The sequence below is a fragment of the Niabella agricola genome (assembly GCF_021538615.1).
Lineage (GTDB): Bacteria > Bacteroidota > Bacteroidia > Chitinophagales > Chitinophagaceae > Niabella > Niabella agricola.
This window is the reverse complement of sequence record NZ_JAJHIZ010000003.1, coordinates 2399177-2411719: the sequence shown is the minus strand read 5'-3', so window position 1 is coordinate 2411719 and position 12543 is coordinate 2399177. Positions and strand designations below refer to the sequence as shown.

The 12543-nt window shown below is 48.8% G+C and carries 7 protein-coding genes; 5 read left to right on the top strand and 2 right to left on the bottom strand.

The window, feature by feature from the left end; all coding sequences use genetic code 11:
• Nucleotides 1–18 precede the first annotated feature (18 nt).
• From LL912_RS15495 to gltX, 3 genes are all read left to right on the top strand, one after another.
• Nucleotides 19–3159, top strand: a complete 3141-nt coding sequence (locus LL912_RS15495; protein ID WP_235554487.1) for a glycosyl hydrolase — start codon at nt 19–21, stop codon at nt 3157–3159.
• A 234-nt stretch (nt 3160–3393) separates the two neighbouring features.
• A complete protein-coding gene (locus LL912_RS15490) occupies nt 3394–6267 on the top strand; it encodes a S9 family peptidase (protein ID WP_235554486.1) in 2874 nt (957 codons plus the stop codon).
• A 68-nt stretch (nt 6268–6335) separates the two neighbouring features.
• The gene (gene gltX / locus LL912_RS15485) at nt 6336–7865 is read left to right on the top strand and encodes a glutamate--tRNA ligase (protein WP_235554485.1); all 1530 of its coding nucleotides are present in this window, start codon (nt 6336–6338) and stop codon (nt 7863–7865) included.
• A 75-nt stretch (nt 7866–7940) separates the two neighbouring features.
• Here the strand turns inward: gltX and LL912_RS15480 are convergent, their stop codons facing one another.
• Nucleotides 7941–9758 (bottom strand): ABC transporter ATP-binding protein, encoded by a 1818-nt coding sequence (locus LL912_RS15480; protein ID WP_235554484.1) that lies wholly within the window; start codon nt 9756–9758, stop codon nt 7941–7943.
• Between the two features lie 46 nt (nt 9759–9804).
• On the opposite strand from LL912_RS15480, the gene LL912_RS15475 reads away from it, so the two are divergent.
• Together LL912_RS15475 and LL912_RS15470 are read left to right on the top strand one after the other, a co-directional pair.
• Nucleotides 9805–10209: a ribosome-binding factor A gene (locus LL912_RS15475; protein WP_235554483.1), complete on the top strand. Its 405-nt coding sequence runs from the start codon at nt 9805–9807 to the stop codon at nt 10207–10209.
• 110 nt (nt 10210–10319) lie between these two features.
• The gene (locus tag LL912_RS15470) at nt 10320–11543 is read left to right on the top strand and encodes an FtsX-like permease family protein (RefSeq protein WP_235554482.1); all 1224 of its coding nucleotides are present in this window, start codon (nt 10320–10322) and stop codon (nt 11541–11543) included.
• A gap of 112 nt (nt 11544–11655) precedes the next feature.
• On the opposite strand, the gene LL912_RS15465 is transcribed toward LL912_RS15470, so the two are convergent.
• On the bottom strand, nt 11656–12489 hold the full coding sequence (locus LL912_RS15465) for a transketolase (RefSeq protein ID WP_235554481.1): 834 nt from the start codon (nt 12487–12489) through the stop codon (nt 11656–11658).
• Between the last annotated feature and the right edge of the window lie 54 nt (nt 12490–12543).

Genomic DNA, 12543 nt, shown 5'->3' with positions numbered 1-12543 from the left:
ATAAAATATCTTTAGCAAATGATACGCAGCATCGTTTTTCTAAGTATTTGTTTGATTGCCGGAACGCAGTTTCTTAGCGGACAGCCGGGTGGTTATGATTTGCACACCAGCAAAAACGGATCGGTTGATCAGATCAGGAAAGAGTTTGTTACACCGCCTCCAGCGTCAAAACTACGCTGTTACTGGTGGTGGCTTAACAGTATGGCCACCAAAGAATCCATCACCAGGGACCTGGAGGAAATGAAGAAAAAGGGATATGGCGGAGCTTCGCTGGTGGACGCCGGCAGTTCCAGCTATAATGAAGCACGGAAAACTGCGGCCGGTCCCGTTTTCATGAGTCCGCAATGGATGGAACTATATAAGCATGCCGTAAAAGAAGCAGACCGGCTCGGAATTGAACTGAGCGTGAACATTCAAAGCGGCTGGAACCCCGGCGGGCCCTTTGTGACGCCGGAATATGCGCTCAAAAAGTTAGTTGCTGCAGACACGCTCATCAGCGGGGGCAGAAAGCTTTCGCTGGCGCTGCCGCAACCGCCTGTGAAATTAATGTACCAGGATGTACTGATCCAGGCGGTGCGCAAACCTTCCGGAACGGTTCTTTTAAAGGATTCGGCGATCTCCGACTGGTCGCTCAAAAGTTTTAACCGCTCCATGGGCGGTGCCGGTATTTACCCGCTGTATAAGTTTCGCACAGGTTTTGATACCGTTTCCGGAACAACGCCTTTGCAACAACATACGATTATTGATCTTACCAGCCGTTTTGATGGAAAGCGTCTGAACTGGAATGCTCCTCCGGGCGAATGGATCATCATCCGTTATGGCTGGACCAATACCGGGGTGGTAACTTCCACCACCAGCGACGGCTGGAACGGGCTATCGCTGGATCATATGAGCCCGGCGGCCTTCAATTTGTTCAACCGTTCTGTGATTACGCCGCTGATCCAAACCGCAAAGTCGGCAGGCAACAGCGTACGCTACCTGCAAACGGATAGCTGGGAAATGGGCGTGATCAACTGGACGCAGGATTTTCCGGCCGAGTTCCGCAAGCGCAGGGGATATGATATCCGGCGGTTTATGCCGGTGCTGGCAGGATACCTGGTGGAAGACCAGGAGCTGACCAACCGGTTTTTATACGATTTCCGGAAAACTGTGGGCGATTGTATCCTGGACAATCACTATCGTTTATTTTATAACACGGCGCATGCGAACGGCATGGGCATGCATCCGGAATCCGGCGGCCCGCATTCCGCCCCCATCGATGCGCTGCAGGTAATGGCCATCAACGATTTTCCGCAGGGTGAGTTTTGGGCCATGTCGAATACGCACCGGGTTTCAGATGCTGCACGGCTGATTGTAAAACAAAGTGCCTGCGTGGCGCATACCAATGGCAAACGCTTTGTAGCTGCCGAAGGTCCTACCAGCATCGGGCCGCAGTGGGAACGGGCACCCAAGGATCTCAAAAGTAATATCGACCGGATCTTCTGCTCCGGTGTGAACCGCATCGTATGGCATACCTTTACCTCTTCGCCAAAGGAATATGGTCTGCCGGGTAATGAATATTTTGCCGGAACCCATATGAACCCCAATGTTACCTGGTGGCAGGAGGCGGGGGCCTTTGTTAATTATCTGAACCGTGCCAGCTATCTCTTACAGCAAGGTCTCTTTGTGGCGGATGTATTGTACTACTATGGGGATGATGTGCCCAATTTTGTTTTTTTGAAAGACGAATTTCCGCAGCTCCGGTTTGGATACGATTGGGATAAGTGCTCCCGTGACGTAGTGCTGAAGCGGCTTTCGGCCAGGAACGGCAACATACAATTGCCGGATGGGATGCAATACCGGTTGTTGGTGCTGCCGCCGGAGCAATCCATCAGTCTGGACGTGTTAAAAAAAGTGGAACAGCTCGTAAAAGAGGGTATTACGGTGTATGCGCCCCGTCCCAGGGCGGCTACCGGTTTAACGCAGTACCCGCAGAGCGACCAGGAGCTGGTACGCATCGCCGGCCGTTTATGGGGAAATATCGATGGCCGGTCGGTAACCGAGCATCGATATGGAAAGGGTAAGGTGATTTGGGGAAGAGATATCAACGAAGTGCTGGCGTCTATGAATATAGATCCTGACTTCAGCTTTACGGCGGTGGATCCGCAGGCTTCTTTCGATTATATCCATCGTCGCCTGGAAAATGCCGATATATATTTTTTATCGAACCGATTTGAACACCGGAGGTTCAATGATTTTGAATACCGTTATCTGCCGGAAGAGCCCGACCGGTATGAACAGATCGAGGCCAGCTTCCGGGTTACCGGTAAAATACCACAGTTATGGGATCCTTTAACAGGAGCAGTGACGGATATCGTGATATACCGGCAGGAAAAGGATCGCATCATCATACCGCTTCATTTTGAGCCGGGAGGATCCAAATTTATTGTATTTAAGAAACCGGATCTGCCAGATGTGCATATTACCGGCATCACACTAAACGGGCAAACCATTTTTCCTGCTAATGCAAGGAAGGCAAAAGAACAACCGCCGGTAGAGATCCGCCGGGACAATGGCCAGGTCCTTGCAAATTTTTATGAAGCGGGCGCCTATACCTTTACCTGGTCCAACGGAAAAACAACGACGCTGCGTCCTCAAAAAAACATTATGGAGTATGAGATCACCAAATCCTGGACGTTGCAGTTTGACCCCGCCTGGGGACCTGCGAAACCAATGATGCTGGATACATTAAAATCCTGGACCGAACTGGAAGACCCCGATGCAAAATTCTACTCCGGTAAGGGATCCTATATCACAACTGTTGATTTGCCTGCAACTGCATTAAAATCCAACCGGCTGTTTCTGGATCTTGGTAATGTTCAGGATCTTGCTACGATTACTATAAACGGGAAATCGCTGGAAGCCCGGTGGTGCTTCCCCTACCGCGCCGACATTACCACACTGGTAAAAGAGGGCCGCAACGATATTCGTATCGCAGTCGTAAACCTTTGGGCAAACCGGCTGATCGGCGACAGTAAATTACCCGAAGGGAAACGAAGAACCCGTACCAACGTAGTGAAATTTGAGAAAGAGGGATCGGAAAAACTATTACGGGTTTCCGGTTTGCTGGGACCGGTAAAAGTCACAGCGGTTCCCGAGCATCTGCTAGCGCAGCCGTAGTAAACGCAGTATGTATCTTCTTATAAAACCGGCATTAACGTTATTATTATCACGTTGATGCCGGTTTAGTTTCCACATGTATAAAAAGTTATGGACCGTATATTCAACCCCGGAGTTTACCCGGGTTAAAACATACAGCGATCTTTTTTAATGGTGATTAGTGTATGCCGCGGGTAAAATTGCAGGCATCCCTTTTTTGACAAATAGTAATACTTTAGCCAAAAAATTGGCTGGATGAAGAAATTGATCTTAACGGCCCTTACAGGGTTGGGATGTTTTATGGCAATTGCTCAAAAAAAACCGCTGGATCATACGGTGTATGACCGCTGGCAGGCCGTGGGTAAAACGGTGCTGAGCAACAACGGTAAATGGATCGTGTACAACATAAATGTACAGGAAGGCGACGATGAACTGGTGATTCAGGCTACGGATCGGCCTTATAAAAAGACCATTCCGAGAGGGTATGACGCCCGGATCACGGGCGATAACCGGGCCGTGGTCTTCAGGATCAAACCAACGTTCAGTGAAATACGGCAGGCAAAGATCAAAAAGAAAAAACCCGCAGATATGCCCCGGGATTCCTTTGCTATTATCACATTGGGTGAAGACCGGATTCTTAAATTTCCCGGTCTCATCTCTTATAAAGGCCCCGCCGATCAAAACGAATGGGTGGCCGGTCTTCTAAAAAACGAACCTAAAGGAAAACCATCGTACCAGTCGGATAAAAGCAAGGACAGCCTGCAGCAGGTGATCGATTCCCTGCAACATGTGATCAACACCATTAAACCCCCCAAAGGAGAAGCGGACAAAGACAGCGTAACCGATTACGGGAAAAATAACCGGCTCCTGTTGATAAACACGGCTACCGGCGAGCAACGCTATTTTACCAATGTCAGCGACTATGTGTTTAATAAAAAAGGCAGCCGGTTACTGATTTGTCAAACCCTGGACTTAAAAGACACCGTTCGCTCGGCGCGGGTAGTTCTTTATCACTTAGCAGCAAACAGGACCGATACCCTGCTCCGGGGCGGCAATGATTTTAAGAACCTGGCGCTTTCCGACGACGGAACCCGGGCGGCCTTTACTGCAGAAAGAGATGCCCGGCCCAGAGCCCTCCAAAAATTTTATAAGCTCTGGCATTACCGGCAGGGAATGGACAGTGCGGCCATGCTGGTGGATACACTTACCAAAAACCTTCCCCGGGGCAGTACGGTAAGCGAATATGGTAAAGTAAGTTTCAATAAATCCGGCAACCGGTTATTGTTTGGTACAGCGCCCATCAGGCCATCCAGGGACACAACCCTGGCGGATATCGACAAGGTAAACATTGATATATGGAATTACAGGGATGATTACCTGCAACCCTACCAGCTGGAAAACCAGAAAAAAGACCAGGAGCGCAGTTACCTGGCCGTTTATGATTTTGATCAAAACCGGATGACACAGGTGAGCGGGAAGGCTCTTCCTTATGTTTATGAAGCATTGGAGAGTGATGGCAGTTATTTTGTGGCTGTTACCGATACCGGCCGGCGTGTAGCCTCCCAGTGGACGGGGCGCACACCCAAAGACGTATATAGGATCAGCATTAACGATGGAAAGTTTATACCCGTCGTAAAGGACCTTGACGGGCAGATCGCAGGTTCCTGGATGGCCCCTTCTGGAAAATATGTATTATGGTACGATAACCGGGCGCAACATTATTTTGTTTTTGACGGAACGGCTACCCGCAACATCACCGCCGCCATTAAAACTCCGCTGTACGAAGAAGACAATGACGTACCGGATGCGCCCTCGCCATACGGAGTAGCCGGCTGGACGGAAGGCGACCGTTCGGTGCTTATTTATAATCGCTATGATATCTGGATGGTAGATCCGCTGGGCAAGCAGGCCCCCGTAAATCTTACAAAGGACGGCAGGCAAAAGCGGCAAACCTATCGCTGTATTTCAACCGACCCGGAGGAACGCTATATCCGGCCGTCAAATAAAAACCTGTTGAGCGTGTTTAACAATGAGAACAAAAAGGCTGGTTTTACAATACTGGAAAATAACCGGCTCAACAATACGTTATTTACGCCGCAACTTTTCCGGGAGCAAGCCTGTTATTACGATTCGGTAACCCGGGCCAAGCATGCGCCGGTGTACGCTTATACCAGGGAAAGTTACGGGCAATCGCCCGATCTGTATGTGTTTGGTAACGGCAAAGAAACAAAGCTTTCCGCAATCAATCCGCAGCAATCGCAGTACAACTGGGGAACGGCTGCTTTATACCATTGGACTACTTTTTCAGGAAAACCGGCTACTGGTATTCTTTACAGGCCCGAGGATTTTGACAGTACAAAAAAATACCCGGTATTGCTTTATTTTTATGAAAAGCTTTCTGATAATCTGTACCGGTATATGCCGCCCGCGCCCACGCCCAGCCGGTTAAATATTTCTTTTTTTGTAAGCCGGGGCTACGTGGTGCTGGCGCCGGATATTTCATATACGATTGGTCATCCTGCAAAGAGCGCCTATGACTATATTGTTAGCGGGGCAAAAGATCTTACCCGGCATGCCTGGGTAGATGCGGCGCATATGGGCATCCAGGGCCAGAGTTGGGGCGGGATACAGGTGGCGCAGCTGATTACCATGACGCCGATGTTTGCAGCGGCCTGGGCGGGGGCGCCGGTAGCCAATATGACCAGCGCCTACGGAGGTATCCGCTGGAAAGGCGGAGTGAACCGGCAGTTCCAGTATGAGAAAACACAAAGCCGTATCGGGGCAACCCTTTGGGAAAAGCCAGAGTTGTATATTGAAAACTCACCGCTGTTTCATCTCCCAAAGGTGACCACGCCGCTGGTGATCATGGCCAATGACAATGATGGCGCCGTTCCCTGGTACCAGGGTATCGAATTATTGACCGGCATGCGTCGCCTGGGCAAGCCTGTGTGGATGCTCAACTACAACGGTGAAGAGCACAACCTGGTGCAACGCAAAAACAGGAAGGATATTTCCATAAGAGAACAGCAATTTTTCGACTGGCTGCTGAAAGGCGCCAAACCACCCCGCTGGATCACTGACGGCGTTCCGGCCGTAGATAAAGGGCTCGACTGGGGATTGGAACAGTGACGTTTAAGATTTAATGTTCAATGTTTCAGATTGCTTAAACTTTGAACTTTGAATTACCTTTGCAGCCTATGACTACAGATCAAAAAGTAAGAGTGCGTTTTGCACCTTCACCTACCGGTGGTTTACATCTCGGAGGTGTACGGACGGTTTTATACAACTACCTGTTTGCTCGGCAACATGGTGGGGATTTTATCTTAAGGATTGAGGATACCGATCAAACCCGCTTTGTGCCAGGCGCGGAGGAGTATATTTTTCAATGCCTGGCCTGGGCCGGACTGGAACCGGATGAAAGTGTAAAACAGGGCGGAGATTATGGTCCTTACCGCCAAAGCGAGCGGAAAGGAATCTATCGGAACTATGCAGAGCAACTGGTCGCAAATGACCAGGCCTATTATGCCTTTGATACCCCCGAAGAGCTGGAGCAGATGCGGCAGGCGTTCAAAACAGAACAAAACCCTTCTCCGCAATACGATCACCGGGTGCGTGATAAAATGCGGAACTCGCTGACACTCTCAAAGGAAGAAACCGACCGGTTATTAAAAGACAATGCGCGGCATGTGATCCGTATTAAAATGCCGGAGAACGAAACAGTGGGCTTTACGGATATGATCCGCGGGGAAGTGAGCTTTAATACCTCACTGGTAGATGACAAAGTATTGCTGAAAGCAGACGGAATGCCTACCTATCACCTGGCCGTGGTGGTGGATGATTACCTGATGAAGATATCGCATGCATTTCGCGGGGAGGAATGGCTGCCCAGCGCACCGGTACATATCCTGCTATGGAAATATTTATTTGGCCTGGAGAATATGCCGCAATGGGCGCATTTTCCGTTGATCCTGGGCCCAAGCGGTAAATTAAGCAAGCGGGATGGCGCCAAATATGGTTTCCCCGTTTTTGCAATGAACTGGACCGATCCGAAAACCGGGGAGCTCACCGAAGGGTTTAAGGAAAAAGGTTTTTTACCCGAGGCATTCATCAACCTGCTGGCGGTACTGGGCTGGAACGATGGCACGGAGCAGGAACTGTTTTCAATGGATGAGCTGATCAGCAGGTTCTCTATTGACCGGGTACATAGTTCCGGAGCGAAATTTGATTATGAAAAAGCAAAGTGGTACAACCATGAATGGATCAAAAAGCTGGCCGCGGAAGATCTAACGCAGCGTGTTAAGGAAGTACTGGCAGCAAAAGGGCTTTCTGTTCCGGATAACGCATTGTTGCAGAAGATTGTGGAACTGGTAAAAGATCGTACTACCTTGTTGACGGATTTTTACGACCAAACGGCCTATTTCTTTAAAACGCCCGAAAACATTGATATTACAGCCATTCAGCCTAAATGGAATGCTGCCAAGCAACTGTTTTTTACCGAGGTAATCCGGAATTATGAGTTGACCGGCGACTGGAACGCCGAAACACTCGAAAATAACTTCAAGGAAATAGCGGCCGCTAACCAGCTAAAACCCGGTGAGGTAATGCTGCCGCTGCGCATCATGCTGGTGGGTGGAAAATTTGGCCCGCATGTATTTGATATTGCGGAGATCCTGGGAAAGGAAGAAACGGTAAAACGCATTCAGCATACGCTGGGGTTGTTAGGGTGACCGGGATTGAGCCATCAGCTATCAGAAATCAGCCAGAGCTAAAAAGCTGAGACCTGATGGCTGATAGCTCCGTTCTCATTTCACTTCCTGCATATCTACCAGCTTTTTATAAAAGCCATCCTGTTCCATCAGGCTGCTGTGGGTGCCCCGCTCCACGATCCGCCCTTTCTGTAGCACAATGATCATATCGGCATTCCGGATGGTACTGAGGCGGTGGGCGATTACAATGCTGGTGCGGTTTTGCATCATCTTATTGATGGCATCCTGTACCAGTCGCTCGCTCTCCGTATCCAGGGAAGAAGTGGCTTCATCCAGGATGAGGATAGGAGGGTTTTTTAAAAGTGCGCGGGCAATAGTAAGGCGCTGGCGTTCGCCACCGCTCAGTTTGCTGCCCCGGTCGCCGATATTGGTATCATATTGCAGCTCTTTTTGCAGGATGAAATCATGGGCATTGGCAATTTTTGCTGCCTGAATAATCGCTTCCTTCGAAGCGGAGACAGCCCCCAGCGCAATGTTATTTGCAATGGTGTCATTAAATAAAATGGGCTCCTGGGTTACAATGCTCATCAGGTTCCGGACAGCGTGCAGTGCGTATTCGCGGATATTGATGCCGTCGATAAATACGCCGCCCGACGTTACATCATGAAAACGGGGAACCAGGTCGGCCAGGGTCGATTTTCCGGCTCCTGAAGAACCCACCAGGGCAACAGTTTGCCCTTTTTTGATGGTCAGGTTAATGTCCTGCAGGATTACGCGATCGTTGTAAGCGAAGGAAACGTCCCGGAACTCGATGTCCTGCTCAAAATGCTCCAGTGTTTTTCCATGCGGATTGTCGTCAACCGTTACCGGGGTATTCAGCACTTCTTCAATCCGCCGGATAGCCGCCGCACCTTTGTTTAAATTACTGAAAGAGGTGGAAAGCGTTTTGACCGGATTAATAAGATTGTAAAACATAGCCAGGTATGCAAAAAAATCCGGGGCCTCCAGGTCGATGCTGTTGGAAAGGATCAGCCTGCCGCCAAACCAAAGGATTCCTACAAATACCATCACCCCCAGGAATTCCGACATGGGAGATGCCATATCCCGCCGGCGGCTGATGCGGTTTTTGGCATCTGTCAGTTGGTCGTTTACGGTATCGAACCGCCCTTTTAAAAGCCCTTCTACATTAAAGGCCTTGATCACGCGAAGGCCGTTCAACGTTTCATCGAGGATCGACAAGGACTCGCCCAGTTTGACAGCGGCTTCATTCGACTGGCGCTTTAATGCCTTGGATATACGCCCCAGAATAAAACCGATCACCGGAATGCACAGCAGGATGAACCCCGTAAGTACCGGACTGATCAGGAACAGGGCAATAAGGGTAAAAATAATATTGAGCGGGTCCTTGATCCAGCCTTCCAGCACACCGATTACCGACCCTTCCACCTCGTTGACATCATTGGTGACCCGGCTGAGAATATCACCCTTGCGCTGTTCAGTGAAATAGCCGATCGGCAGTTGTAATATTTTGTCGTAAATATCTGCCCGGAAGGTGTTTACGATCTTATTCTTAATGGGATTTAATACATAGGAGGAAAGATACAGGAACAGGTTTTTCAGAAAAATAGCCACAACCAGTACCACACAAATGGCTCCCAGTAATTGTACCGCATTGAGATGCGTTCCGTTCACCAGGCTGATGAGAAAACCTTTGAGGTTGGTTAAAATATTGGGCGCGGTTTCCGTTACCCGCTCCGGCTTTTTATCACCGTAGAAGATGATATCAAAAAAAGGCTGCAACAGGGCAAAACTGAACAGCGAAAAAATAATGGATAAAAGGGTAAACAAAAAGAACAGGAGAATGCTGCCTCTGTAGGGTCGCAAATAATGTAAAACCCTTGAATATTTCTTCATTCCTTAAGGTTATGGTCACTAAAACCTGTAAAGTAACTAATTTTACATGGAACAGAAAGAGAAGATTATGCAGGAAAGTAAACGTCAGAAGCAGGTGGCCGCCTTGCTGAATGAAGAAATGAATGGTATTTTTCAGCGACTTGGGCTGAATATGATGGGAGGAGGAATGGTTTCCATATCAGGCGTGAAAGTAACACCGGATCTATTGGAAGCTCGTTTTTACCTTAGTTTCTTCCAGGTAGCCGATGCTGAGGCAGCATTGAAAAAAGTTGAAGAACGCCATCACGAAATAAAGAAGGAACTGGCAGCATCCGTTCGCCATCAGCTGCGGAATATACCGGTATTGAAATTTTATGCCGATGATACGCTGGACCATGTGTTTAAAATGGAGGAGCTGTTTAAGAAAATAGAGGAGGAGCGGAAGCAGAACCAGAAGCCGGAAGACCTGTAAACGATGAGCTATCAGACTTCAGCTGTCAGTCAATAGCTAAAGGCCGATAGCTAAAAGTTGACTGCTGATAACTGGGAAGCTGGCAAACCAACCCACTAAAATCATACAATTTGCAGTTTTTATTCGCCTGGCGCTATTTCAGGGCAAAAAAATCGACCAATGTCATTAATATTATCGCGTGGATCTGTATCCTGGCGATTATGATTGGCACCGCAGCGCTGATCCTGGTATTGAGTGTGTTTAATGGTTTTGAAGGGCTGGTGAAATCGCTGTATTCTTCGTTCTATCCGGATATACGGGTTTCGCCGGCATCGGGAAAATACCTGTTGCTGGATGAAAAGCAACTGCAGCAACTGCAGGGGATTGGCGGCGTGCGCAATTTTTCTCTGGTGGTTGAAGAAAAAGCGATTCTCCGGAATGGAGATAACCAGGCACTGGTTTCGCTGAAGGGCGTAGACGACCGGTTTAAAAATATCAATGGCATTACCAACCATATGGTAAACGGCCGGTTTGAGATCGGTACCGCAGCGCACCCACAACTGGTGGTGGGTGGGGGTATTGAAGGTTCCCTGGGTATCCGCTCTACTCCAAAAGCAGCGCCCATAAGTATTTACATTCCGCGTAAAAGTGAATCGGAAGCATTTGATGCTGCCAGCAATATTACGCCAGACACGATACGGAGTGCCGGCACCTTCGTCATTCAACAGGATTTTGACAATAAATACGCCATTACGCAGATCGATTTTCTGAAGCAGGCAATGGGACTAAGTGCCCATGAGTTCAGCGCCATCGAAATTGCGGTATCTGATCCCTCGGGAACAGCCAAGATCCAACAAGCCATTCAGCGGTTATTTGGAAAGAATTTTAAGGTGCAGGACCGTTACCAGCAAAACCAGAGCCTTTACTCCATTATGAACCTGGAACGATGGGTGTTTTATGCAATATTAAGTCTCATTCTGGTAGTGGCGGCTTTTAATATGGTGGGGGCGCTCACCATGCTGGTACTGGAAAAACAAAAAGACATCAGTGTATTGAATGCACTGGGAGCCAACCAGGGCTTTATTCTGAAAATATTCCTGAGTGAAGGATTTTTGCTGGCCGCTATCGGCGGTGGGATGGGCATGTTGCTGGCTCTTTTACTGGTTCTCCTGCAACAGCAGTTTCACCTGGTACCCTTGCAGGGCGGTTCCTTTCTAATCGACTATTTCCCGGTAGACCTGAAAATAAGAGATTTCCTGCTGGTGGCGGTAACTGTTTCGGTCATTGCATTTATAGCATCCTGGACCCCCGCCCGCAAAGCCTCCAGAAAAGAATTCTCCTTAAAAGCAGAATAAGCATCATAAAAAAAGTGGTTACGGCTTTTAAACTGTAACCACTTATATTATTTTAAGCACTTCTTGATGCTCCGGGTTCCAAACTTGGAATCTTAAACGTGAAACCTGAAGCTTAATAATCCCCCAGTGTTTCCGGCAGTTGTTCGAGCGCCTTGGCCAGTTGCTCATCATTGGGAGCAATACCATGCCAGCCGTGGTCGTTTTCCATAAAGTCGATGCCTTTTCCCATAATGGTGTGCATCATAATGGCGATCGGTTTTCCTTTACCGGTAGCAGCCCGGGCTTTGTCCAGTGTAGCTACTACTTCATCCATATCATTGCCATTCATCTCCATCACCTCCCAGCCAAACGCTTTGAACTTTTCGCTCAGGTTGCCCATGTTCAGTACTTTGTCGGTAGGCCCGTCAATTTGCTGACCGTTCCAGTCAACTGTAGCGATCAGGTTATCTACCTTATGCGCTGCCGCAAACATGATGGCCTCCCAATTCTGACCTTCATTCAGCTCTCCGTCACCATGGAGGGAGAATACCAGGTGCGTGTCCTGGTTCATTTTTTTGCTCAGGGCGGCACCGATGGCTACGCTCATTCCCTGGCCCAGCGACCCGCTTGCGATACGGATACCCGGCAGATGCTCATGCGTGGCCGGATGTCCCTGCAGGCGGCTGTTTATTTTACGGAAAGTAGCCAGCTCCTTTACATCGAAATAGCCGGAACGGGCTAAAACCGAATAGAATACCGGTGAAATATGGCCGTTCGAAAGGAAGAACAGGTCTTCATTGATCCCGTCCATATGAAAAGCCGGATCGTGCTGCATTTCCTTAAAGTACAGGGCGGTCAAAAAATCAGCGCATCCAAGCGATCCTCCGGGGTGGCCGCTGTTTGCACCGTGAACCATTCGTACAATATCACGTCTAACCTGTGATGCGATTTCCTGTAAACTTGCCATAGTTTGTTTTTTGAACAGCAAAAGTGCATTTTTTTTTTGATAATTCCTGTTCAT